19 protein-coding genes are annotated in these 23,840 nt (G+C 64.1%); 15 read left to right on the top strand and 4 right to left on the bottom strand.

Annotated elements, in window-relative coordinates; all coding sequences use genetic code 11:
* Positions 1-2 precede the first annotated feature (2 nt).
* From DFR34_RS05490 to DFR34_RS05455, 8 genes are all read left to right on the top strand, one after another.
* Positions 3-698: an electron transport complex subunit E gene (locus DFR34_RS05490; RefSeq protein ID WP_110390164.1), complete on the top strand. Its 696-nt coding sequence runs from the start codon at positions 3-5 to the stop codon at positions 696-698.
* A 253-nt stretch (positions 699-951) separates the two neighbouring features.
* The gene (locus tag DFR34_RS05485) at positions 952-1,224 is read left to right on the top strand and encodes an RnfH family protein (RefSeq protein ID WP_110390163.1); all 273 of its coding nucleotides are present in this window, start codon (positions 952-954) and stop codon (positions 1,222-1,224) included.
* A gap of 292 nt (positions 1,225-1,516) precedes the next feature.
* Positions 1,517-2,845, top strand: coding sequence for a hypothetical protein (locus DFR34_RS05480; protein ID WP_211309298.1), 1,329 nt, complete (start codon positions 1,517-1,519; stop codon positions 2,843-2,845).
* A 553-nt stretch (positions 2,846-3,398) separates the two neighbouring features.
* Positions 3,399-7,406, top strand: coding sequence for a TOMM system kinase/cyclase fusion protein (locus tag DFR34_RS05475; protein ID WP_110390162.1), 4,008 nt, complete (start codon positions 3,399-3,401; stop codon positions 7,404-7,406).
* A gap of 20 nt (positions 7,407-7,426) precedes the next feature.
* A complete protein-coding gene (locus DFR34_RS05470; protein ID WP_110390161.1) occupies positions 7,427-8,215 on the top strand; it encodes a BMA_0021/BMA_0022 family TOMM bacteriocin in 789 nt (262 codons plus the stop codon).
* Between the two features lie 567 nt (positions 8,216-8,782).
* Entirely contained in the window at positions 8,783-9,628 is an 846-nt protein-coding gene (locus tag DFR34_RS05465; RefSeq protein ID WP_158281743.1) for a class I SAM-dependent methyltransferase, read from the top strand.
* Between the two features lies 1 nt (position 9,629).
* Positions 9,630-11,720 carry a TOMM precursor leader peptide-binding protein gene (locus DFR34_RS05460; protein WP_110390159.1) on the top strand — a complete coding sequence of 697 codons (2,091 nt, stop codon included), beginning with the start codon at positions 9,630-9,632 and terminating at the stop codon, positions 11,718-11,720.
* 154 nt (positions 11,721-11,874) lie between these two features.
* The gene (locus DFR34_RS05455; protein WP_110390158.1) at positions 11,875-12,840 is read left to right on the top strand and encodes an FHA domain-containing protein; all 966 of its coding nucleotides are present in this window, start codon (positions 11,875-11,877) and stop codon (positions 12,838-12,840) included.
* A gap of 135 nt (positions 12,841-12,975) precedes the next feature.
* Here DFR34_RS05455 and DFR34_RS05450 read toward each other — a convergent pair whose 3' ends face one another.
* Positions 12,976-14,106 carry a porin gene (locus DFR34_RS05450; RefSeq protein WP_110390157.1) on the bottom strand — a complete coding sequence of 377 codons (1,131 nt, stop codon included), beginning with the start codon at positions 14,104-14,106 and terminating at the stop codon, positions 12,976-12,978.
* Between the two features lie 347 nt (positions 14,107-14,453).
* Here DFR34_RS05450 and adh point away from each other — a divergent pair, with 347 nt between their 5' ends.
* The 6 genes from adh (at position 14,454) to DFR34_RS05415 (ending at position 20,180) form a co-directional block, all read left to right on the top strand.
* Positions 14,454-15,974 (top strand): aldehyde dehydrogenase, encoded by a 1,521-nt coding sequence (gene adh / locus DFR34_RS05445; RefSeq protein ID WP_110390156.1) that lies wholly within the window; start codon positions 14,454-14,456, stop codon positions 15,972-15,974.
* Positions 15,975-16,258: 284 nt separating this feature from the next.
* The gene (locus DFR34_RS05440) at positions 16,259-16,651 is read left to right on the top strand and encodes a DUF779 domain-containing protein (protein ID WP_110390155.1); all 393 of its coding nucleotides are present in this window, start codon (positions 16,259-16,261) and stop codon (positions 16,649-16,651) included.
* 52 nt (positions 16,652-16,703) lie between these two features.
* Positions 16,704-17,132 carry a cytochrome c-550 PedF gene (gene pedF / locus DFR34_RS05435; RefSeq protein ID WP_110390154.1) on the top strand — a complete coding sequence of 143 codons (429 nt, stop codon included), beginning with the start codon at positions 16,704-16,706 and terminating at the stop codon, positions 17,130-17,132.
* Between the two features lie 189 nt (positions 17,133-17,321).
* Entirely contained in the window at positions 17,322-18,146 is an 825-nt protein-coding gene (locus DFR34_RS05425) for a substrate-binding periplasmic protein (protein WP_110390152.1), read from the top strand.
* Between the two features lie 82 nt (positions 18,147-18,228).
* The gene (locus DFR34_RS05420) at positions 18,229-18,993 is read left to right on the top strand and encodes a quinoprotein dehydrogenase-associated SoxYZ-like carrier (protein WP_110390151.1); all 765 of its coding nucleotides are present in this window, start codon (positions 18,229-18,231) and stop codon (positions 18,991-18,993) included.
* A gap of 254 nt (positions 18,994-19,247) precedes the next feature.
* Positions 19,248-20,180 (top strand): quinoprotein relay system zinc metallohydrolase 1, encoded by a 933-nt coding sequence (locus tag DFR34_RS05415; protein WP_110390150.1) that lies wholly within the window; start codon positions 19,248-19,250, stop codon positions 20,178-20,180.
* A gap of 75 nt (positions 20,181-20,255) precedes the next feature.
* On the opposite strand, the gene pdxR is transcribed toward DFR34_RS05415, so the two are convergent.
* A complete protein-coding gene (gene pdxR, locus DFR34_RS05410) occupies positions 20,256-21,710 on the bottom strand; it encodes a MocR-like pyridoxine biosynthesis transcription factor PdxR (RefSeq protein ID WP_110390149.1) in 1,455 nt (484 codons plus the stop codon).
* A gap of 143 nt (positions 21,711-21,853) precedes the next feature.
* On the opposite strand from pdxR, the gene DFR34_RS05405 reads away from it, so the two are divergent.
* Entirely contained in the window at positions 21,854-22,495 is a 642-nt protein-coding gene (locus DFR34_RS05405) for a pyridoxamine 5'-phosphate oxidase family protein (protein WP_110390148.1), read from the top strand.
* Positions 22,496-22,565: 70 nt separating this feature from the next.
* Here DFR34_RS05405 and DFR34_RS05400 read toward each other — a convergent pair whose 3' ends face one another.
* Positions 22,566-23,144: a YceI family protein gene (locus tag DFR34_RS05400; RefSeq protein WP_110390147.1), complete on the bottom strand. Its 579-nt coding sequence runs from the start codon at positions 23,142-23,144 to the stop codon at positions 22,566-22,568.
* A 69-nt stretch (positions 23,145-23,213) separates the two neighbouring features.
* Entirely contained in the window at positions 23,214-23,771 is a 558-nt protein-coding gene (locus tag DFR34_RS05395; protein WP_110390146.1) for a YceI family protein, read from the bottom strand.
* Positions 23,772-23,840 lie beyond the last annotated feature (69 nt).

The following is a 23,840-nucleotide window of genomic DNA, read 5'->3' as shown; positions in this document are numbered from 1 at the left end:
TCATGGCTGACAGCAAGGCGCCCGCGCTGGGCAATGTAATGAAAGAAGGCCTGTGGGGACAAAACGTGGTGTTCTCGCAACTGCTGGCCATGTGTCCGGCCATGGCGGTGACCACCAGCGGCACCAATGGCCTGGGCATGGGGATGGCCACCACGGCAGTGCTGATTGTGTCGAATATTCTGGTGTCGATGATTCGCCACACCGTCAGCTCGCAAGTGCGCATCCCGGTGTTTGTGGTGGTGATTGCCGGCCTGGTGACCGTGGTGGACATGGTGCTCAACGCCTGGATGCACGACCTATACAAGGTGCTGGGCCTGTTTATTGCGCTGATTGTGGTCAACTGCGCCATCCTGGGCCGCGCCGAGGCGTTTGCCGTGAAAAACGGCGTGCTGATTTCCGCCGTGGACGGCCTGGCCATGGGCCTGGGCTTTACTGGCGCCTTGACGGTGATTGGCTTGGTGCGTGAGTTCTTTGGCGCGGGTACGCTGTTCAGCAACGCCTCTGGCTTGCTCGGGCCGGGCTTTGCCTTCCTGGAAATGAAACTGCCCGGCTACGGCGGCGCCCTGCTGATGATTCTGCCGCCGGGTGGCTTTGCCGTGCTGGGTTTTTTGCTGGCGGGCAAACGCGCCATGGAGCTGCGCCAGGCCCGTCTGGCCAAGGCCGCCCCGCCGCCCGCCGCCCAGCCTTCGCACTGCTAAGAGCGGCTAACAAAACCCTCCTGGCGTTGTTGCACGACCTTGCCGTACTACCCGTACTGTCTGCGGTCGTGCGCCTAGCCAGGATCGCTGCGCTGGGTTTTGTGAGCCGCTCTAAGAACCGCTCACAAAACCCTCCTGGCGTTGTTGCCCGACTGTTGTACTGTCTGCGGTCGTGCGCCTAGCCAGGGTCGCTTCGCTGGGTTTTGTGAGCCGCCCTAAGCCGACATCGACGACATCATCAAGGAGTTTCATCATGCAAGTGGGTGTGGTCTATTCCGAACCGGGCCAGCAAGTCTGGCTGAATCTGGAAGTGCCGGACGAATCCACCGTGGTCGAGGCCATCGAGCGCTCTGGCATTCTCAAGCAGTTTCCGCATGTGGCGCTGGCCGAGCGCAAGCTGGGCATCTTTGGCCGCGTGGTCAAGCCCGACGCCGTGCTCAAGGCCGGCGACCGGGTGGAAATCTATCGGCCCATCATCGCCGACCCTGAAACCGTGCCGCGCCGCGACACGGGCGGGGAGGAATGATCGGGATAACCCGAATCCATGGCCGAAAGTGTCTTGGGTATACTGCCGGCCTTGGCAAGTTGTTCTGGCCGCCTGTGCTGGGCGCCGCTCTCAAAACCCTCCTGGCGTTGTGACGCTGCGCTGAGTGTGGGGTGAGCGGCGCTGAAGAAGCGCCCACCCAATCTTTACTGGCGCGGTTGGGTGGAGCCCACATTCTACGCAACAGGCGGCGCCTCCTGGCCCGCGCGCCTGCCGCAGCGCGTCGCGTCTTGACGGGGCGATTGCCGTTTTTTCAACCTTTGAGTAAGCCATCATGACTATTCCCTCGCGCATCGCCCTGTTGGGCGCGGGCCTCGCGCTGCCCATGTCGGCGTTGGCCGGCAATGGCGTCAGCGTAGGCGGCATCCCGCTGGAGTTCTTTTTGTTTGCCGCCACCCTGCTGGGCGTGGCGCTGTTTCACCACTTCTCGCTGTGGGTGGCGCTGGGCGGTTTTGCCGTCATCAGCGTGTATAAAATCGCCGTCACTGGCTTTGTGACTGGCGCGGGTCTGGCCGGTTTTGCCGGGCATTTGCACCACGAATGGGTGACGGTGGCCAATTTGTTCTGCCTGCTCACCGGCTTTGCCATCCTGGCCCGGCATTTTGAAAAAAGCCATGTGCCGGTGATTCTGCCCAAATACCTGCCCAACGACTGGAAGGGCGGCTTTGCGCTGCTGGTGATGGTGTTTGTGATTTCCAGCTTTCTGGACAATATCGCCGCCGCGCTGATTGGCGGCGCCATGGCCCACCAGCTGTTCAAGGCCAAGGTGCATATCGGTTTTCTGGCGGCGATTGTCGCCGCGTCCAATGCCGGTGGCGCCGGCTCGGTGGTGGGCGACACCACCACCACCATGATGTGGATCGACGGCGTCAGCCCGTTGATTGTGCTGGATGCTTATATCGCCGCCGTGGTGGCGCTGGTGATTGTCGGCTACTTTGGCGCCAAGCAACAGCATGCCTATTCGCCCATCCTCAAACATAGCCACGCCCACACCCATGTGGATTGGGGGCGCTTGTTGATTGTTGGCCTGATGCTGGTGTTTGCCGTGGGCGCCAATGTCACCGTCAACACGTTCTATACCAGTATGGCCGACGGCTTTCCGTTTATCGGCGTGGCGGTGTGGAGCGCCATCCTGCTGACTATCCCGGTGCGCCGTCACGACTGGGAAGTGCTGCCGGAAACCGTGCAAGGTTCGATCTTCTTGCTGTCGCTGGTGATGTGCGCCTCGATGATGCCGGTGGAGCAACTGCCGCCCGCCTCGTGGATGACTGCCTTGGCGCTGGGCTTTATCTCGGCGATTTTTGACAACATCCCGCTCACCGCGCTGGCGCTCAAGCAAGGCGGCTACGACTGGGGCTTTTTGGCCTACGCCGTTGGCTTTGGCGGCTCGATGCTGTGGTTTGGTTCGTCCTCTGGCGTGGCGCTGACCAATATGTTCCCCGAGGGCCGCTCCGCCGGGCAATGGCTGCGCCACGGCTGGCATGTGCCGGTGGGCTATGTGGCTGGCTTTGCCGTGCTGCTGTTCACCCTGGGCTGGCACCCGGATGCGCCGCATGACGAGCCGAAAACCCCGCCGGCAGCAGTGAGCGCCCCAGCTTCTTGAGCCTGCCTGCTTGATACTCTGGCCGCCTTTTGAGTCGGCCGTCTCTCTGCCTGAGCCATCACGCCGCCCCCTGTCCTGGGGGCGGCGTGATGCTTTTTGCGCAGCCTGTTCAGCAATGATGCGCGATTACAACACTGGCACCGCACGTCCATCCTGTTGCCAGCTACCCTGATGCCATGGTTGTTATGAGGTGTAATTGAGGCAGCTATCCGGGATATGGGTCAATATGCGTAGATTTACTCAAGTAGTTTTACGTATTTAGCAAAACGACATGGTTTTTGGGGTGGCGTTGAATTTGCCGCTCCCGTCGGTCTGCAAGGTTGGCCAAATATCCGCTACGGCGGAAGGCGTGATGTCATGTGTCGAGAACGTGCTGCCCTGTGTCACTATGGGGCCATTCGACCTGATGCTGCGGTGGCTGTGTATCCACATGGCGTTTTGAGTCGGAGAGTTCAGCATGATGCAGGTGCGCAGAGTTCATGTGTTGGCCATGACGTCCATTGGTTTGGCATGGGGCATGCGCGCCTGAGCCACCCAAGGATAAGGACCAGCCATGAAAGCGCCTCTTGCCGGGGACATCCCCCGCCCGCTCCCTCCCTCCGGGTCACCCGTGCGCATCGAGATTCCCGGTTACACCCTGGAATCCCTGCTGGGCGCCGGCAGCTATGGCGCCGTGTATCTGGCGCGCGCCGACAAAAATGGCCAAACCGTCGCCATCAAGATTGCCCATGTGCATGACGATGCCCGCCGCATCGAGCGCTTCCGCCGAGAAACCACGTTATGCTCACGGCTGCGTCATCCCAGCATTGTGCAACTGCTGGATGATGGCGTATGCGGACAGTATGTTTACGGGGTATTTGAATATGTCCCCGGTGTGACCCTCAAGCAGCGTTTGTTGCAAGAAGGCCCGCTGGACCCACTGGAAACCGGCCGGCTGATGAGCCAGGTGCTGGATGCGCTGGCTTGCGCCCACCAACTGGGCATTGTGCACCGTGACATCAAGCCAGAAAACATCATGATTGCCCGCTATGGGGTGGTCAACCACGCCAAGGTACTGGATTTTGGCATCAGCACCGTGGCGCCGGATCTGCGCGAGCCGCATTTCAAAAACATGACCCTGGCCGACGAGTGCCTGGGCACGCCAGCCTACTGTGCGCCCGAGCAATTGCGCGGCGAATCGCCCAGCGTGCAGGCGGATTTGTACGCCTGGGCGCTGGTGTTTATCGAGTGCCTGACCGGGCGGCCGGTGTTTGAAGGCGCGTCGGCAGCGGATATCTTTTATCAAAAGCTGGTGCCGCAAGAAACCGTTCTGCCCAAGGCTATTGGCCTGCACCCGGTGGCTACTTTGTTGCGCAAGGCGCTGCGCAAGAAGCGCGTCGAACGCCATGCCTCCGCTGGCGATATGCTGCTGGAACTGGCTCGCATCCGCCTGGACGATCTGGTGGGTGTGTCGCTGCCGCTGCCTGCGGCCGACCGCGCCGCCGAGCTGCCCACCGCCATTTGCCAGCCCAGCCGCGAAGAAAAACGCCAAGTCACCATGTTGTGTTGCAGCGTGTCGGTATGCCTGCCCGAAACCTTCGACAGCCTGGACAACGCCGGCTTTGAGCAGCAAGAGAGCCTGCAACGCACCTTGTGCCAGGTGTTTCAGGAAGCCGCCCTGATGCGCGGAGGTGCGCTGATTGGCTCGCTGGGTCATCAGTTCAGCGTGATGTTCGGCTACCCGCGCAGTACCGAGGGTGATGCGCGCTTGGCCGCCAGTATTGCCGTCGAGCTGGCCCAGTTGGCGTGCGCGCGCCAGGGCGACGCCGCCTTGTGCCGGGCCGGCGCCGAATTGCAAGTGCGCATCGGCCTGCATGCCGGCATGGTGGTGGCCGCTGACGGTGAAGTCTCGCCGGGCAATACCCTGAACATCGCCTTGCAAATGGAAAGCCACGCCGGCCCCGGCGAAATCTGGGCCAGCGAGGCCTATCGCCAGTTGCTGCGCGGTCTGGCCGAGTTTGAAGCGGCCGGGCGCGTGCGCGTGCCGTCGGCGTCGGCCACCGTAGGCTGCTTCAAGCTCTTGGCCCACACCTTGCAGCCCATCGAAGTGGCCGCCGGGTCGGATTCCTGGCACACCCGCTGCATCGGTCGCGCCAGTGAGCTGCGCCAGGTGTTGCGCGGCTGGCGGCAGGCCCGCCTGGGCCAAGGCAGTGGCTGGTTGCTGCGTGGCGAGGCTGGGGTGGGCAAATCCTGCCTGAGCGAAACCCTGCGTCGGCATATCGCCAGCCGTGGCGGCCTGACATTGTGCGCCCGTTGCTTTCCGGAATACGAAAACAACGCCCTGTCGCCGCTACTGTCCTTGCTGCGCCAACAGGTGCTGGCCGGCGTCGAGCCGGTGGCGCAAATCGCCCGCCTCACCCAGGCGCTGCACGACGCCGGTTGTGATGTGGACCGGGTGATGCCGATTTTTTGCGCCTGGCTGGCGCTGCCATTTGCCCGCCAGGATGCCGGCGCAGTGTCGCCCGTGCTGCAAAAGCAATTGCTGATCGAGGCGCTGGCCCAGTGGCTGGCGCATCTGGCCCGGCAAACCCCGGTGCTGCTGATGGTGGAAGACCTGCACTGGGCGGATTCAGCCACGCTGGACGCCCTGCGCCATGTGGCCCAGCGCCTGAGCGGGCAAGCCATGGTGCTGCTGATGACCTGCCGTCCCGGCGTGACGCTGGAAGCCGAATCCGTGCATGCCCTGGAGCTGGCCCGGCTCAAGCCGGCCGAGGCCGCCGCCATGGTGCGTCACCTGTTTGCCCCGCGTCAGCTGGCCGACAGCGTGGTGGACAGCGTGGTGGCGCGCACCGAAGGCGTGCCGCTATTCATCCAGGAACTGGCCCATGTGCTGCGCGACACCAGCCTGGTAGAAGCCGATGGGGTGTGGGGCTTCAAGCCTGGCGCCCAGGTCAACGCCATCCCCATCACCCTGCGCGAATCGCTGCACAGCCGTTTTGACCAACTGGGCGCGGCGCGCGACATTCTGCAACTGGCCGCCACCATTGGCCGCGAAGTGGATGGCGGCTTGCTGCGCGTGTGTGCCGCCGAGGCTGGGCCAGATGCGCTGGCCCTGGCGCTGCATATTCTGGTAGACGCCGGCCTGCTGGCGCGCGCCGACCACGACCGCTATGTGTTCCGCCATGCGCTGATCCGCGACGCTGCTTACGACATCATGCTGGTCAGCCAGCAGCGCCAACGCCATGAACGGGTGGCTCAGGCGATTGTTGCGCACGACCCGCAACAGCTGATCGACGCCCCCGGCGCGGTGGCCCACCACTTTGCCCGCGCCGAACATTACCCACGCGCCGTCGAACTGGGGCTGGCCCAACTGCGCCTGACCCAGCACCGCTCGCTCAACGATGAAACCCTGGCCTACGCCGGCCAGGTAGACGAATGGATTCACCGGCTGGAAGGCCGCGCCCAACTGGAAGCCCGGCTGGAACTGAACGGCTGCGTCACCCAGGCGCTGATGAATAAATACGGCTGGGCGCATCCGCAAGTGGCAGAAAAAATCGCCCTGTCCGAAGCCATTCTGGCGCAAGACATCTCCGCCGAGCTGCGCCTGCAACATCTGTGGACCACGCTGACCTTTCACCACGTCGCCAGCAATCGCGCTGAAGTCATGCAACTGGCCGACGCCATGTTGCAGCAAGCGCTGAGCAGTCACGACAGCCATACCCACGTGTCGGCGCGGCTGTGGCTGGGGCTGGCGCACTACTCCGAAGGCCGCTTTGACCACGCCGAGCGCGAGTTGACCGCCGCCATTGACACCCATGACCACCAGGCCCATGCCGGCCACGCCGTGCGCTTTGGCCTGGACACCCTGGTGTGGTCGCGCGCGGCACGTGCGCTGGTGCGCTGGGGCTTGGGCCACGAGCAACTGGCCCGCGACGACGCCCGCGTGGCGGTGGCGCGCGCACGCCAGCAGGCGCATGCGCCATCGCTGGGGATGGCTTTGTTGTATCTGGGCCTGTTTGAGCTGGGCCGTGACGACGCCATTGCCGCACAAACCGTGTGCGATGAGCTGATTGAACTGGCCAATCGCTACGGCCTGCCGGCATTTTTGGGCTATGCCCAAATCATCCGCAGCTGGGCAGTGGGTGAAGTGGCAGATGCCGATACGGGTATTCAGGCGCTGTGGAGCATTGGCTGCCGCTACTGCCAAACCTATTACCGGGCTTTTGCCGCCCACACCCTGGCTCGCCAGGGCGATTTTGCCGGCGCGCTGGCGCGGCTGGACGACAGCCTGTCGCTGGTGGCCCCGCTGGCCGAGCGCCTGCACGAAGCTGAGCTCTATTGGCACAAGGCACGCTATCTGCGCGCCAGCGGCGCCGAAGCCAGCCAGGTGCGCGCCGCCGCCGTTGCCGCCGCCGACTGCGCCCGCACTGGCGGCAAATGCCGCACCGAAGCCCAGGCCATGACCCTGCTGGCCGAGCTGGACACCGATCCCGATTTGCGCGCGCATGCTGTGCAGCGTGTGCGTGAACTGCTTGCCCTGCGCCCCGAACTGGCGTCATGGGCCCATTTGTCCCCCACCTGAACCACTAGGAGCTTCCAACGATGACTACCCTCTCCATGCAAGCCGGCGAACCGATGCTGGAATTCCGTCTGGCCTATCTGCGCGCGATTGCCCGTTCTTGGGCCGATCCGGCATTTGCCACCACCTTGCTGGCCGCTGACGATATTCAGCCCTTGCTGGTCGAGCAATTCGGTTTGACTACTGTCTGGCCGAAACTGGATATTCATCTGGAAAACAGCGTCAACCCGAGCGAACAAACCCTGTGGAAGCCGGAACTCACCGGCGGCTGGATTGGCATGGACGACCGCTTTGAAATCGTGCTGCCGACCCGCCCGACCGACGGCGCCACCGAAGCCCTGGCGGCGTTTTATCAAATCTTCCCGGATCTACTCGGCCCGGTGGGTGATGTCGAGCAGAAACCGGCGTCTAATGGCGTGATGATGGCTGCCATGCCCACCGACCTGGGCATTCCGGGTGGCGGCGCGGATTCCATGCTGGCCTTTGGCGGCGTGGTGCTGCGCGCCATCGCCCTAGCCTGGACCGACGCCAACTTCAAGGAAGCCCTGCTCAACCCGCCGGGCGGCGACGCCACCTCGGTGCTCAGCCAGTGGCTGGGCTATAACTGCCCGTTCAACTTTGTCATCCAATTTAAAGCCAACCCCAATCTGAAGTGGGAAGACGGCAAATGGCACCAGAAAAACGCAGATGGCTCGCCGATCAAAAACCGCATCGTGCTCAACTATCCGAATGCACCGAAGGATGAGCCGCTGCGCCCGATCGCGCTGACCTCGTATAACAATACTGGCCCGGCCTACCCGTTCACCTGCTAAGAGCCACTCACAAAACCCTCCTGGCGTTGTTGTGTGACCTTGCCGTACGACTTGTACTGTCTGCGGTCACACGCCTAGTAGCCAGTCACCATGATCTGAACAGCATGAGTTTCATCCCCGGTGTCGTTCCCGCGAAGGCGGGAACCCAGACGGCGCCACAGCGTGCGCGGTGGGCATGGCGCGGGTGAGCGCTCACCCGGCTGTACGCTGTGGGCACACCTGGATTCCCGCCTGCGCGGGAATGACGCGGTGTGGTGCGACGAGGGGTTCTTCGTGGCACATGAACCCTCGTGTTTCAACGTGACTGGCTACTAGCCAGGACCGCTTCGCTGAGTGTTGTGAGCGGCTCTAAGCGCCGCTCACAAAACCCTCCTGGCGTTGTTGCCCGACCTTGCCGTACTACCCGTACTGTCTGCGGTCGCGCGCCTAGCTGGGTGTTGTGCGCTGTTCTATCAGGCCGCTTTGCCAGCGCATCACTGTGTGCGCTGGCGGGCCACGTTTGCCACATGGCGTTTGCGCGTCATGCGGCAAGCGCGCGCCCTGCGCCCCTTGTCTGGAAAACTTGCCATGACTGATCGCTTTCCTTCTCTTGTCGCCGCCCGCGCTGCCTGGTCGGCGCTCGCCGACAGCTCGGCCACCCTGGCGCTGACCGTGGCAGCGCGTGCTTGCCCCGTGCCCGAGCTGGGCTGGCGCGACCCGCAGGCCGAGCACGTGATGCGCGCCTGCCCGTTGCCGGCGGCGCAACTGTGCGCCGACCCGGCGCTGGTGCGCGGCATCATTGTGCGCAGCCAGTATTTTGATCAGGCCGTGCGCGCCGCCGATTTGCGTGCCGGCAGTCAGTTGCTGACCCTGGGCGCTGGGCTATGCACCCGGCGCGCCCGTCTGGCGGCCGAGCTGGATGCCGCCGTCGGCTGGTTTTATGTGGATCTGCCGGCGGTGATGGCAGTGCGCCGACTGTGTTTGCCTGCCCAGGGCGGCGAGCACGACTGGGCTGGCTCGCTGCAAGACACCCGCTGGCTGCACGCCGCCCGCTTGTGCGCTGATGTGCCACATGTGCTGGTGCTGGAAGGCGTGCTGCCCTATTTGCCGGCCGATGCCGTGCGCGCCCTGCTGGCTGCCATCGCCGGGCATTTTGTTCGCCATGGCCTGCGCGGCCAGTTGCTGGCGGATTTTTTGCACCCGGCCATGGCCGTGCCTTCGGTGCAGGGCGGTGTGCATCTGCCGGTGCAAAGCGGCGCGCGTGACGCCGCCGAGCTGATTGCCGGCTGCCCTGGCCTGCGCGTGCTGGCCGAGCAGCACCCGTTTGCCGAATTCTCCTTGGGCCATCGGCAATTTGCCGAGGATTTTCTGGCCCGCCATCAACGCCCGCCCTATACCCTGGCCACCTTGGCGCTGGGTGAGCCAGAGGCCTAGCATGGACTGGTTTACGCTCACCCCCGCCTGGCCGCCACGCTATCAGGCCGTGTGCGACGCCGATGGCGTGACCTTGCTGGACGACGCCGGTCTGCTGCGCTTTGCGCAGCCCGCCGTGCGCCGGGTGGCGCAATTGATTGCTCGCGCTCAGCCGCTGGCGGCGGTGTGCGCCGAACCCGACTGGCTGGCGCACCTCCCCGCCGTGCTGGGCGCATTGGCGCAGATGGCCGACGAAGGCTGGATCTGCTCAGCGCAACAGCTGCCCGGCGGCTGGCTGACCCCGGATTTTCAGTCGCCGTGGCACTGGCAACGGCTGTCAGCCACGCTGGAGGTCGCTGTGCTGTCGCAGGCCTTGGATCGCCAGGCGCTGTTGGACTGGGCCGGTGCGCTCAGGCCGGCGCAGCCGCTGCGGCTGGTGCTGTGCGACGATTATTTCGACCCGCGCCTGCCCGCGCTGGATGCCGAGTGCCGTGTCGCCGGCCTGGCCTGGCTGCCGGTGCGACTGAGCGGTGAGGCCTTATGGTGGGGGCCGTATTTTGACCATCAGCCGGGCAGCCCCTGCTGGCAGTGCCTGGACGCAAGATTGGCCCGCAATCAGCCGGTGCGCGCCTATTGGCGCAGCCTGCCGGCGGGCCTGCATCATGGCGTGCCGCTGCCGGTGCAGGCCGATGCCGTGCGGGCGCGGCTGGTGAGTCTGGCGGAACACCTGGCCCAGCCGCTGGCGGGTCTGTCATTGCACAGCCTGCACGCCGACGGCGCGCTGCATGGCCACCCCAGCCCACAGCGGCCGCAGTGCCCGGCTTGTGGCGACCGCAACTGGCTGGCGGCGCGTCAGCAACAGCCCTTGCGTCTGGCGCCGACGCCCAAACTGGCGGGGGTGGCGGGCGGGGCGCGTACGCAAGCTTCGCACGCTACCGTGGCGCGCCTGTTGGCCGAAGTCAGCCCGCTGACTGGCGTGGTGGCGGATTTGTGCGCGCTGTCCAGCGCAGGCGACATGCCGGTGTATCACAGCCAGTTTTTCCGGCCCTGGCGTCCTCAGGGGATGGGCTTGGCGTCGGTGGTGGCGCAAAGCTGTCTGGGCAAGGGGGCCAGCGATGCGCAGTCGCGCGCCAGTGCCCTGTGCGAGGCCGTCGAGCGTTATGCCGCAGCCTGGCAGGGCGACGAAGCCATGCGCGTGGCGCGTGAAGCCGAGTTGCCGGCGCTGGCGATTCGTCCCGATGCCCTGAGTTTTTTCAGCGCGGCCCAACGTGCCAGCGCCCCCCCTGGCGAGCGCGCCGCCCAATGCCGCTATGATCCGCGCGCGCCACTGGCCTGGACGCCGGCCTGGTCGCTCAGCGACGACGCTCCGCGTTATTTGCCGCTGGCGGCCTGCTATGCCGACGTGCCCACACCCTGGGCAGATACGGCCAACTGGAGCTCCAATGGTTGCGCCAGCGGGAACTGCCGCGAAGAAGCCATCTTGCAAGGCTTGTTGGAGGTGATCGAACGCGATGCCGTCGCCATCTGGTGGTATAACCGCATTCCCCGTCCGCGCGCCCAGTGTGCCAATGCTGCCCTGCGCCAGCTGGCAACGGCATTGGGCGGTGACTGGTCATGCTGGCTGCTGGACTTGAGCCACGACCTGGGTATTCCCGTGCTGGCCGCGATTGGCTGGCACGCTGCCAGCGCCCGCTGGGCGCTGGGCTTTGGCGCCAGCCTGAGCGCCGAGCTGGCCGCCGAGCGTGCGCTGACCGAGCTGGCACAACTGATTGCCGCTGATAAATGCCTGGCGGCCGATGCCATTGGCCCGGATGCCGGCTTTTTATGGCCCGAGGGCGCACAGATGCCGCAGGACGCCGCGCAGCATGCCGATATCGCCGACGACATCCGCCTGTGTGTGGCGGCCTGGCGGGCCGTCGGGCACGAAGTCATCGTGCACGACTACAGTCGCCCGGACATCGCCCTGGCAACGGTCAAGGTGGTGGTGCCTGGGGCCTGCCATATCTGGCCCGAGCGCGCCAATCCGCGCTTGCTGGCGGTGCCGCCGGCACTGGGCTGGCGGTCGGAGGCGTTGACGGAGGAAGCGCTAAATCCTTGTGATTTATACGTATAATCCCGTCAGCAATCGTCGGGCATATCCCCGGCTGTGTTGTTACAATGCTTGTGCCATATGCCTTGGCCATGGGGTTTTCTGGTCGGGGCACCGCGCGGCAACGCCCGTGACAGCGTGCCGGCGCTTCTTTCCACATCTAGTCAGGAGCTGATTCATGGCGATTTTGCATAATGAGCATCTGCGCCGTCGCGTCATGCTGCGACCGGTGCACACCTTTGGCCGGCACCCCGCGTCATCACGCACGGTGCTGCAAGAGGCGGACGTTTCCAAGCTGCACGCCCTGGTGCGCTGGAACGGCCAGCAATGGGAAATCTGCGACCAGAGCCGCAACGGCACCTACGTCTCTGGCGATAAACTGCTATCTGGTCAGTGGCGGGCGCTGAAAGTGGGGGATGTCATCCGCTTTGCCGCCAGCGACGAGGCGCAATGGACGGTCTCCGACCTGGAAGCCCCCTGCGTCTGCCTGTTTGCGCTGGACGAGCCCTGCCAGATTCGTACCCTGCACCCCGACGAAAACCTGCTGCCCCACGCTGACGCTGCCGAGGTGAATATCTACCGGGCAGACGAACGCTGGCTACTGGACCGCATGGATCGCGTCGATGAACTGGCCGATGGCGATTGCGTGCGCATTGATCAGCAATTGTGGGAATTTGTGCAGGGCGAGGCACTGGACGCCACTCAGGAAGTCTCACCGCCTGGTGCGCTGCTGGAAAGCACACAAGCCCTGCAATTTGATTTCCGGCTGAGCCAGAACGAAGAACATGCCAGCCTGGATGTGCACGTGGGCCAGCAGGTGATCTCGCTGGGCGAACGCATTCACCACTACACCCTGGCCACCCTGGCCCGCCAGCGCCTGCGCGATGCCCGCCAAGGGATCGAGCCGCCCAGCCAGGGCTGGATTGCCCTGGATAATCTGGCGCGCATGCTGGGCGTGGATCCGCCCTATATCAATATCCAGATGTTCCGTGCCCGCCAGCAGATCAGCCGCGCCCTGCCCAGCGCCCGCCAGCCCGCCAGCCTGTTTGAGCGCCGGCGCGGCGAAATCCGCTTTGGCGACCACCCCTTCCGCATCATGAAGGGGATTACCGAAGAGGGGCGCTTTCCCTACGCCTTGCAATAAGCGCCGCTCACAAAACCCTCCTGGCGTGGTTGCCCGATCTGGCTGTACTTGTTGTACTGATGCCCCTGGCACAAAAAACGCCCCAGCCGAGCAGACTCGGTTGGGGCGTTTGCCAATGCGCCGGGGGGGATGCGCTTAGAAGAACAGGATGGCGCCCAGCGACACGCCGTCGGTATCGCGGTTGGTGACCTTGTTGGTGCGGCGGTTGACTTCGCCCACCAGGGTCAGGTTGTCGGTCAGGCTGTAGTAGGCGCCCAGGGTGGTGCCCACCACGCGGTTGGCGTAGCCATTGCCTTCGGCGCTGGTGCGCTTGGTGCGGCTTTCACCATGGCTCACGCCCAGCTTGAGGTCGTCGAATTTATAGGTGGCTTGCAGCAGATAGCCATCCGAACGGCGGTTTTCGCCACGGGCGTCGGTGCCACCCGAGAACAAGATGGTGTCGCCAATGCCCTTGCCGGTAAAGCCTTCCACCATCAGGCCCAGGTTGCCAATATCCATCTTGGCGCCCAGTTCAAAGCCGGTGGCGTTGTTGCTGCGGATCAGGTTGAACTGTTGATTGACAAAACCCAGCCAGGCTTTGCCGGACAGGGTGTTGTTCTTGAATTCGTATTGCGCCTGGCCTTGGTAGCCGACATTGCGGCCGGTTTTGCCGCTGCCGTTCACGTCCTTGTTGTCAAAGGCGCCGACCGTGGCGGAAAAGCCATTGAAAGTGGGCGTGGTGTAGGTGATTTGCGGCTGGAATTCTGCGTAGATGTAGCCAGCGCCAATGCCACCCAGGGTGGTGTTGATATTACGCGCCTGACCGCCGCCGCCGCCCACGCCGATCAGGGTCATGTCGTTCAGAATGGCATTGGACTGGAACAGACCGACGTCACGGCCAAATTTGAAGGTGCCGACATTCGGCTTGCCAAAGCTCAGGTAGTTGGTGCGGGCATCCACCGTGGATTTGCCCACGCCGGCCGTGGCGCTGGAGATGGCCGGAGAATCCGAATCCAGGCCCGGCCAAATGCCGATCACACCCTTGATGTCCCAGCCTTTTTGCTTGGTGCTGGCGGTGATGTTGAAGTAGCCCGGCAGCAGGCCGTTTTCGATCTGGCTGGAGCGGTTGCTTTGTTCGGTTTTGCTGGTGGTGTAGAAGGCGTTGACCGAGCCGCTGATGTCCAGCGTCCAGCCCTTGTCGTTATAGACTTCCAGCGCCAGCGCTGGGGTGCTGGCCAGGCCGGCGGCGATCAGGGCGGCCAGAGTCAGGGGGGATGCGTGTTTCATGTCTTCTCCATTATGTGTATTCGGGTGTGGTGTGACTGCGCCGCCTAAAGCGCAAGCCACATGCCCGAAAATCCCTGCCTGCCTACGACTTTGGTCCCCCTTGGGCAATACGCTGTTCCAGCATGAAAAATTCCAGGTGATTAGGTAGTTTTGCGATAACGCATCATGCCATCGGTATGGCAGACTGTCTCAGCTGTTTCATTTCTAGTCACCCGCGCTGTTTCATCCTGATACAGGTGGGCTTTTCGACCAAAGTAGCATGGCTGAGCGGCCGGCGGGTGACGACAATCCGCTTACTGTCAACAACGACAGCAAGCACGTCTAACCCAGAGCCAGGAGACACCGCCATGCTGCAACACACCCTCGATTGCATCGACAAAAAAATTCCGCTGCGCAGCCGCTACGAAAACTTCATCAACGGCGGCTGGGTGGCCCCGACTCGTGGTCAATACTTTGTGAACATCAGCCCGGTGGATGGCAAGCCGCTGTGCGAAATCGCCCGCTCCACCGCTGAAGACATCGAACTGGCGCTGGACGCCGCTCACGCCGCCGCCGACAAATGGGCGCGCACCTCGCCGGCCGAGCGCTCCAACATCCTGCTGAAAATCGCCGACCGCATGGAGCAGTACGCCAGCTTCATCGCCGCCGTGGAAACCGCCGACAACGGCAAGCCGATCCGCGAAACCAACGCCGCTGACATCCCCTTGGCCATCGACCACTTCCGCTACTTTGCCGGCTGCGTGCGTGCGCAAGAAGGCTCGGTCTGCGAAATCGACGACAACACCGTCGCCTATCACTTCCACGAGCCGCTGGGCGTGGTGGGTCAGATCATTCCGTGGAACTTCCCGCTGCTGATGGCCGCCTGGAAGCTGGCCCCGGCCCTGGCCGCCGGCAACTGCGTGGTGCTCAAGCCGGCCGAACAAACCCCGATGGGCATCGTCGTGCTGATGGACGTCATCGGCGACCTGCTGCCGCCGGGCGTGCTGAACGTGGTGAACGGCTTTGGTCTGGAAGCCGGCAAGCCGCTGGCCACCAACAGCCGCATCAACAAGGTGGCCTTCACCGGTGAAACCTCCACCGGCCGCCTGATCATGCAATACGCTTCGGAAAACATCATTCCGGTGACCCTGGAGCTGGGCGGCAAGTCCCCCAACATCTTCTTCGAAGACGTCATGCGCGAAGACGACGCCTTCTTCGACAAGGCGCTGGAAGGCTTTGCCCTGTTTGCCCTGAACCAAGGCGAAGTGTGCACCTGCCCGAGCCGCGTGCTGGTACAAGAATCCATCTACGAAAAATTCATGGAACGCGCTGTCGCCCGCGTCAACGCCATCAAGCAAGGCAGCCCGTATGATCCGGACACCATGATCGGCGCCCAGGCTTCCAAGGAACAGCTGGACAAGATCCTGTCCTACATCGACATCGGCCGCCAGGAAGGCGCGCAAGTGTTGACCGGCGGCGCCCAAGCGCAACTGGGCGGCGACCTGGAAGGCGGCTTCTATGTGCAGCCGACCATCCTGGCTGGCCACAACAAAATGCGCGTGTTCCAGGAAGAAATCTTTGGCCCGGTGGTGGCCGTGACCACCTTCAAGGACAAGGAAGAAGCCCTGGCGCTGGCCAACGACACCAGCTTCGGTCTGGGCGCTGGCGTGTGGACCCGTGATGGCACCCTGGCGTATCGCATGGGCCGTGGCATCAAGGCCGGCCGCGTGTGGACCAACTGCTACCACCTGTACCCGGCTCACGCCGCCTTCGGTGGCTACAAGAAGTCCGGCATCGGCCGCGAAACCCACAAGATGATGCTGGACCACTACCAGCAAACCAAGAACTTGTTGGTGAGCTACAGCCCGAACGCCCTGGGCTTCTTCTAAGCGCCACTCACAAAACCCCCTGGCGTTGTTGTGTGACCTTGCCGTGCGACTTGCACTGTCTGCGGTCACACGCCTAGCCAGGACCGCTTCGCTGGGTTTGGTGAGCGACTCTAGCGTCACTCACCACACGCTCCTGGCGTTCTGGTGAGTGAGCCACGCTGAACCTGACGCTTCGGCGTCAGGCGAGAAAGATGTGCCGACGGGCGGTGCGCCGCCCGTCACCCCTGTCCGCAGGGTTGCGCGGACACCGTGCCGCCGGTATGGCCGGCAAGAGGAGCATCGTCATGGTTGAACGCGTGGTTGCCACCCCTGTGGCCGCAGAATTGATCGAACGTTTGCTTGTCCAGCATGGCCCACTGCTGTTTCACCAGTCTGGCGGATGCTGTGATGGCAGCGCACCGATGTGTTACCCGCAAGGCGAGTTTCACTTGGGACATCAGGATGTCTTGCTGGGCGAAATTGTGGGCTGTCCGTTTTATATGAGCGCCTTTCAGTTTGACTACTGGCGCAATACCCACCTCACCATCGACGTGGTCGAAGGCCGAGGTTCAAGTTTTTCTGTGGAAGCGCCCGAGGGCGTGCGCTTTCTCACCCGCTCGCGGCTGTTCACCGATGATGAACTGGCCGCCCTGGAAGCCGCTGGCGAGCCGCCGCGCGCTGACGAATTGACCGGCTGACGCCACATCAGCCGACTTGCATCCCCCCGATGACATGCGAAGGATCACTACCATGAAACACCCTCTGCGTTTGCTCTCCCTGGCGCTGGCCGCCGCTGGCGCCCTGGTGGTCATGGGCGCGGCGAGCGCCCACGGCGACGTCGTGCCGCAACCGGTGGACACCGGCAACCTGAAAAAACTGGGCGCGACCTGGCTGGACAGCAACCCCTACCGTGGCAACGCCGATGCCATCCACATTGGCAAGGCTGCGTTTGCACAAAACTGCGCGCGTTGCCACGGCATTGACGCCGTTTCCGGTGGCATCGCCCCGGACCTGCGCAAGCTGCCGCTGCAGGACGAAGGCGATCCGATCTTCCAGGAACGCATCCGCCACGGCTCGGTGCGCAATGGCGTGACCTATATGCCGTCGTTTGAAGGCGTGCTGTCGCAAGAAGCCGCCTGGGCGATTCGCAGCTGGATTGAAACTGTTCACATCGACTAAGCATCGCGCACAACACCCGTCTGCTGTGCTTGTGTGACCTTGCCGTGATCTGCGGCAGGCGCGCAGCGCCGGGTTTGGTGAGCGACCAGCAGGCTGGCGTTCGCGCCAGCCTGCGCCAATGCATTGCCGCCAAGAAAGCCGGGCCCATGACGTCCGGCGCTGGCGTCGGCGCGCACCCGAGGAAGACACATGAACCGCCGCCATTTTCTGTTGGCTGCGCTGGCCTGCGCGTGCGCGGCGCCAGTGTGGGCCGCCCCCAATCTGGACGACCTGAAAGCCGCCGGTGGTTTGCGCGTGGCTTTGTATCGGGATTTCCCCCCGTATTCCTGGCAGGAAGCCGGCGAGATGCGCGGCATCGACGCCGATCTGGCGCGCACCATTGGCCGTGAGCTGGGGCTGAAAGTCACCTTCATGCCGCTGACGCCGGCCGACGATGTAGACGGTGATTTGCGCAACGCCATCTGGAAAGGCCACTACCTGGGCGGCGGCACTGCCGAGCTGATGTTGCGCGTGCCGTTCGATCCCGAATTTGCCCAGCGCAACCACAATGCCGTGCTGTTTGGCGCTTACGCCAGCGAACAGCTGGCCTGGGCCGGCCAGCGTCCCACCGCGATGACCCTGATCGACCGCGCCAGCCGCATCGGCGTGGAAAACGACAGCCTGGCGGATTTGTATTTGTCTTCCTTGCAAGGCGGGCGGCTGCGCGACAGCATCAAGCACTACCCCAACAGCCCCGCCGCCGCCCGCGCCTTGCTGGCCGGTGATGTAGACGCCGTGTTTGCCCCACAGGGCGAGCTGGATTGGGCCTTGGCTGGCACTGGCCAGCGCATTGAGCCGCTGGCGGCGCCAGGCCTGATCAAGTCACAGTGGGAAATCGGCATGGCCACCAAAGAAAGCCTGCGCGACCTGGCCTGGGCGGTGACTGATGTGATCGAAGCCTTGCGCCAGTCTGGCGAGCTGGAACGGATTTACCAGCGGCATCAGGTGCGCTTTTTGCCGTCGGCTGCTCATTGAGCGCCGCTAAGCGTCGCTCACAAAACTCCCTGGCGGCAGTGCGCTGTGCCTTCCTCATCCATGCGCTTGCAGGAGAACCACCATGCAATGGCTGCGTTTGATCTGTTTGGCTGCGCTATGCAGCGCCTTGCCCGCCCGGGCGGCGCCGGCTGGCGACCCGTTTAATTCGCCCTTGTGGCCGAATATGCACAAGCTGATGCTGGGCGGCGGCAAGGTGGTGTTCGACCCCAAAGTCAAAGTCACCATCCCCGAGCGGGTGGAAGACGGCCATTTTGTGCCGGTGACGGTGGACGCCCGCGAGTTGGGTGAGGTGCGCGAGCTGGTGCTGTTTGCCGATTACAACCCGATTCCGCGCGCGCTGCGCTACCAGCCGCTGGCGGCACAGCCGCGCCTGTCGGTGGCCATGCGCGTCAATCAGGCCACGCCGATTCGCGCCGCCGCGCTGGACGGCAAGGGCGTGTGGCACGTCAGCGGCCAATGGCTGGATGCGCCCGGTGGCGGCTGCGCGCTGCCCAGCCAGACCCGCTCCACCACGGACTGGAACAGCCTGCTGGGCCGGGTCAGCGGCCGTGCCTGGCGCGAAGACGGCGCGCTGCGCGTGCGCCTGGGAGTGATGCACCCGATGGACACCGGCCTGGTCAGCAATGTCGCCCGCTTTAATATCGAACAGCTGGACATCCGCGACGCCGACAACCGCCTGCTGGCCCGGCTGGAAACCGACGCCTCGCTGGCGGAAAACCCGCTGTTCACCCTGCATCTGCGCCCGACCCCCACGCCGCTGCTGCGTGCCAGCAGCCAGGACAACGACGGCAACCACTACACCGCCACCCTGCCGCTGGCGCCATAAGCGTTGCTCACAAAACCCCGCGCAGTGATCCCGACTTAGAGTCGCGAACAAAACCCAGCGCAGCGGTCCTGACTAGGCGTGTGACCGCAGACAGTACAACAAGTACGGCAAGGTCACACAACAACGTCAGGGGGTTTTGTTAGCGGCTCTTAGGCGCACGCAGACAGTGCAAGCAGTACGGCAAGGTCACACCACAACGCCAGAGGGTTTTGTCAGCGGCGCTAAGCCAGCCGCTTCTTGCAAGGAGAACAACTATGCCCACCCTGCGCCTCTGCCTGGCCTGGTGCGCCCTGCTGCTGGCTCCGCTGGCGGCCGCGCTGGAATTGCGTCCCCAGGCCATTGCCCCCGACACCTGGATGCTGGAAGCCGACACCGGTTACTTCACCCCGCAAAACGGCGGCTTTTTGGTGAATATGGCGTTTATCGCCACCGATGAAGGCGTGGTGGTGATTGGCAGCGGCCCCTCGCGCCAGTTTGGCGAGCGCTACCGCAAGCTGATTGAAGACACCACCGGCAAGCGCGTGCTGGAAGTCATCATCACCCACAAGCACCCGGATCACTTTTTGGGCAATCAGGCGTTTCGTGACGTGCCGATTCGCGCCGACGCCAAAACCACGGCCATGATCAAAGCCGAAGGCGAGGGTCTGGCCGAGAATCTGTACCGGCTGGTGGGCGACGGCATGCGCGGCACCGAGGCGCTGGCCCCCACGGCGCCGCTGAATCTGGGCGTGCGCAATATTGGCGGCCACCGGCTGGAGTTCATCGCCGTGCCCGGCCACACCCAATCCGATATCGCCGTGTTTGATCACACCACTGGCGTGCTGTTCGCCATTGATCAGGTGTTCAACCAGCGCACCCCCACCCTGCCCAATGCCGATCTGGCGCAATGGCGGCAATCGCTGGCGCAGCTGGCCGCCGTGCCGTTCAAGCTCCTGGTGCCTGGCCATGGCCCGGTCAGCCGCGACGCCACGCCGATTGCCGCCACCCGTGATTATCTGGACTGGCTGGACGCCACCCTGCGCGACGCCGCCGAGCGCGGCCTGGCCCCGACCGAAGCCATGTTGCTGCCCATCCCCGAGCGCTTTGCCCACTGGGGCGAGGCGCGCGCCGAATGGCGGCGCAGCATCGGTTTTATGTATGGTCGCTATGAGCGCGCAGCCTTGCCTTGGCTGACTCCGCCACGTTAAGAGTCGCTCACCAAATCCTCCTGGCGTTATTGCGTGGTCTGGCCAGGCGCACGGCGCTGAGTGTGGTGAGCCGGCTCACCACACCCCCTCCAGCAGCCGCGCCATGCGCGCCACCGCCGGCGCCATGGCGCTTTCCTCCACCCCGGCGTAACCCAATAACCAGCCGCGCGGCGCAGGCGTGCGCAGGCTGTGGCTGGATAAGGGCCGCAGCACCAGTTGCTGCTCCAGCCAGCCGCGCCGCGCCAGCGCCACATCGTCGATCTCCGCCGGCAAGTGCGCCAGCACATGCATGCCGGCCTCCCCGCCCGACAGCGGCAGCGCCGCGCCCAGCTGTTGCGTCACCGCCTGGCGCAGCGCCTGCTGACGGCTTTGGTACAGCTCGCGCATGCGGCGGATATGCCGCGCCAGCTCGCCGCTGCTGATGAAATCCGCCAGCGCCGCCTGCGTCGGGTAATGCCCCTCGCGCGCCAGATGCCAACTGGCGCGGCGAAAAGCGTCGATCAGGCTTTCTGGCACCACCAAATACGCCAGGCGCAAGGCCGGGCACATCACCTTGGATAAGGTCCCCAGATAAATCACCCGCGCGCTGTCGGCCAGCCCCTGCAAGGCGGCCACCGGCTGGCTGGCGTAGCGGAACTCGCTGTCGTAATCGTCTTCGATAATCCACGCGCCATGCGCTTCGGCGCAGGCCAGCAAGGCTTGCCGGCGCGCCAGCGGCATCACTGCGCCGCCGGGGTATTGGTGCGAGGGGGTGACGTAAATCAGCCGGGGCGCGGGCAACTGCGCTTGCGCATAAGCCACGTCCAGCCCGCTGGCGTCCACTGGCGCCGGGTGCAGCTGCAAACCGGCGGCGGTCAGCGCGCTGCGCGCGCCCAGATAACCGGGGTCTTCCATCCACGCCACATCGCCGACATCGGCCAATAGCCGCGCCAGCCAATCAAGCGCCTGCTGCGCGCCGCCAGTGATCAGCAGCTGTTCGGGCTGGCAGCGCACCCCGCGCGACTGGCCAAGATACGCCGCCAGCGCCTCGCGCAGCGCCGGCAGGCCGCCTTGCGCCTGGTAGCCCAGCCAGTGCGCTGGCGCATGGCGCAAATGGCGATTGAGCGCGCGCTGCCAGCGCTGGCGCGGAAACGCCGACAAGGCCGGCACGCCCGGCGCAAACGCGCCATCCAGCGCCAGCGGCGTCGGCCCGCAGTCGATCAGCGTCTGCCCGCGCTGCGACAGCGCCGGGGCGCGCCTGGGCGCGGCGCTGGCGGCGCGCAGCAGGCCGGCTTCAACAAAACTCCCCGCCCCACGCCGCGCGCGCAGATAACCCTCGGCCAGCAGTTGCTCGTACACCTCCAGCACGGTGTTGCGCGCCAGGCCAAGTTCTTTGGCCAGCCAGCGCGACGAGGGCAGGCGCGTGTCGGCCGGCAAACGGCCATCGAGCATGGCGGCGCGCAGCAGGGTGTAAAGCTGACGGCTGAGGCTGGCGGGCTCGGTGCGCAGAATGCGGCCGACTAGCAATTCGGCTACCCATTCTCCGGCCATGATTGGCTCCATGATTTAGTCAAAATTGGCTCTTATTATGCAGCCAAAGGTAGGCGAAGATGGGGCGTGATCTGGGGCGAGCTGGCAGGCGGTGTATGCCAACCCCCCCGGTGTTATTTTGCTTTGACCCAAGGAGCGTTGCCATGAGCCAACTGACCGTGACTGATCTGACCCGAGTGCGCCGTCACCCGGAGCGCGCGCATTATGACCGCGACACCCTGCATGCGCTGCTGGACTCGGCGCTGATTTGCCACATTGCCTTTGTGCTGGATGGCCAGGTGCAGCAGATTCCCACCGCCTGCTGGCGGGAAGGTGAGCATTTGTATATTCACGGCTCGAATGGCAGCCGGATGATCCGCGCCTTGCGCGCCGGGGCCAGTGTGTGCGTGGCGGTGAGTTTGTTTGATGGGCTGGTGCTGGCCAAGTCGTCGTTTTCAACCTCGGTGAATTACCGCTCGGCGCTGATTTACGGCCAGTTTGCCGCGCTGGAAGGAGAAGACGCCAAGCGCGCCAGTCTCAAGGCGTTTTTTGAGCACTATCTGCCCGGCCGCTGGGATGAGGTGCGCGAGCCGGACGCCAGCGAGCTGGCGGCCACCACGGTGCTGGCCTTGCCGCTGGAGCAGGCGGTGTGCAAGGTGCGCAGCGGCCCGCCGCAGGACAAGGCAGAAGACGAAGCCGCCCCGGTGTGGGCCGGGGTGTTGCCGGCCTTGAGCGGCTGGGGCGCGCCGCAGCCGGCGCCGGGCTGTGAGGATTGGCCTTTGCCGGGCTCGGTGCAGGCGGCATGAGCTGACGCGCATAGACAACCCCCTGCGTCAGCCGCCTGACGCAGGGGGTTGTCATGTGGCGGAGTGATGTTTACTCAGCAATCGCTTCCAGTGCGATGTCGATGCGCACTTCGTCGCCCACGTACGGCGCGTACTTGCCAGCGCCAAAGTCAGAGCGCTTGACCACGGTGAAGGCGTTGGCGCCGATGGCCGGCTTTTTCAGCATCGGGTGGGCCATGGACTGGAACGAGGTCACCGTCAGCGTCACCGGCTTGGTCACGCCCTTCAGCGTCAGATTGCCTTCCACCTTCACCGGCTTGTCGCCCTTGAAGATCACCTTGGTGGATTTGAAGGTGGCGGTGGGGAATTTGGCGGTGTCCAGGAAATCTTCGCCCTGGATGTGTTCGTTAAAGGTGGCGTAGCCGGTGTTCACCGATTTGGCGTCGATGGTGATGTCCACCGAGCCGGTTTTGGCGGCGGCGTCAAACACCACGCTGCCACGGGTGGTGTCAAAGCGCGACAGCTGGGTGGAGTAGCCAAAGTGGCTGTAGGAGAAGCGCGGGAAGGTGTGGGTGTTGTCCACGGTGTAGGTCACCGGGGCGGCCAGCGCCGGGGCGGCGGCAGCCAGAGACACAACCAGGGCGGCGAGGGATTTTTGCATGAAGTTCATGGTGTGGTTTCCTGTCGGGGTGTAGGGTCAGAAGATCAGTAAAAAAATAATCAGGTCAAATCAGCTCAGTTACTTGCCAGCGGCGGTGATGCGAAAACGCACGTGCACATCGTTGGCGACAATATCGAACTTGGCCCAGCTGCCTTCGCCGATATTGAAGTCGCCCCGGCGCAGGGTGAAGGCGCCGTCAAACACGCCAGTGGCGCCTTGTGCGGTGAAGGTGGCGGGGATCACCATCTTGCGCGCCTGGCCCTTGATGCTCAGCTCGCCGGTGACTTCGTAGTGGTTGCCGCCCAGCGGCTTGACCTCGCTGGAGACAAAGCGCGCGGTGGGGAAAGCCTTGCTGTTGAACCAGGCTTTGCCGGCCACTTCTTGATTGGCGTCGCTGGAGCCAGCGTCCACGCTGGCCAATTCCACGTCAAACTGCGCGCGGGCGGCGGTGGGCTTGGCCGGGTCGAAAGCCAGCTGGCTGGTGAACTTTTTGAACTTGCCGTCCATCTTCACGCCCATTTGCTGGTAACTGAATTGGATGGCGCTTTTGTCGGCCTGCACCTGGTTGTATTCGGTGGCGTGGGCCTGGGCGGCCAGCAGGCTGGCGGCGGCGAGAATCAGCGGTTTGAGGTTCATGGTCGCTCCGGGGGGCAATATTCAATCATTCAATTGGGATGGACTCGGTTAAGAGTCGCTCACAAAACT

The sequence above is a fragment of the Rivihabitans pingtungensis genome (assembly GCF_003201855.1).
GTDB classification, from domain to species: domain Bacteria; phylum Pseudomonadota; class Gammaproteobacteria; order Burkholderiales; family Aquaspirillaceae; genus Rivihabitans; species Rivihabitans pingtungensis.
This window is presented reverse-complemented; position numbering and strand designations above follow the sequence as displayed.

Coding starts and splice junctions, on each gene's coding strand:
- DFR34_RS05490 (WP_110390164.1), top strand. CDS start 3: ATGGCTGACAGCAAGGCGCCCGCGCTGGGCAATGTAATGAAAGAAGGC.
- DFR34_RS05485 (WP_110390163.1), top strand. CDS start 952: ATGCAAGTGGGTGTGGTCTATTCCGAACCGGGCCAGCAAGTCTGGCTG.
- DFR34_RS05480 (WP_211309298.1), top strand. CDS start 1,517: ATGACTATTCCCTCGCGCATCGCCCTGTTGGGCGCGGGCCTCGCGCTG.
- DFR34_RS05475 (WP_110390162.1), top strand. CDS start 3,399: ATGAAAGCGCCTCTTGCCGGGGACATCCCCCGCCCGCTCCCTCCCTCC.
- DFR34_RS05470 (WP_110390161.1), top strand. CDS start 7,427: ATGACTACCCTCTCCATGCAAGCCGGCGAACCGATGCTGGAATTCCGT.
- DFR34_RS05465 (WP_158281743.1), top strand. CDS start 8,783: ATGACTGATCGCTTTCCTTCTCTTGTCGCCGCCCGCGCTGCCTGGTCG.
- DFR34_RS05460 (WP_110390159.1), top strand. CDS start 9,630: ATGGACTGGTTTACGCTCACCCCCGCCTGGCCGCCACGCTATCAGGCC.
- DFR34_RS05455 (WP_110390158.1), top strand. CDS start 11,875: ATGGCGATTTTGCATAATGAGCATCTGCGCCGTCGCGTCATGCTGCGA.
- DFR34_RS05450 (WP_110390157.1), bottom strand. CDS start 14,106: ATGAAACACGCATCCCCCCTGACTCTGGCCGCCCTGATCGCCGCCGGC.
- adh (WP_110390156.1), top strand. CDS start 14,454: ATGCTGCAACACACCCTCGATTGCATCGACAAAAAAATTCCGCTGCGC.
- DFR34_RS05440 (WP_110390155.1), top strand. CDS start 16,259: ATGGTTGAACGCGTGGTTGCCACCCCTGTGGCCGCAGAATTGATCGAA.
- pedF (WP_110390154.1), top strand. CDS start 16,704: ATGAAACACCCTCTGCGTTTGCTCTCCCTGGCGCTGGCCGCCGCTGGC.
- DFR34_RS05425 (WP_110390152.1), top strand. CDS start 17,322: ATGAACCGCCGCCATTTTCTGTTGGCTGCGCTGGCCTGCGCGTGCGCG.
- DFR34_RS05420 (WP_110390151.1), top strand. CDS start 18,229: ATGCAATGGCTGCGTTTGATCTGTTTGGCTGCGCTATGCAGCGCCTTG.
- DFR34_RS05415 (WP_110390150.1), top strand. CDS start 19,248: ATGCCCACCCTGCGCCTCTGCCTGGCCTGGTGCGCCCTGCTGCTGGCT.
- pdxR (WP_110390149.1), bottom strand. CDS start 21,710: ATGGCCGGAGAATGGGTAGCCGAATTGCTAGTCGGCCGCATTCTGCGC.
- DFR34_RS05405 (WP_110390148.1), top strand. CDS start 21,854: ATGAGCCAACTGACCGTGACTGATCTGACCCGAGTGCGCCGTCACCCG.
- DFR34_RS05400 (WP_110390147.1), bottom strand. CDS start 23,144: ATGAACTTCATGCAAAAATCCCTCGCCGCCCTGGTTGTGTCTCTGGCT.
- DFR34_RS05395 (WP_110390146.1), bottom strand. CDS start 23,771: ATGAACCTCAAACCGCTGATTCTCGCCGCCGCCAGCCTGCTGGCCGCC.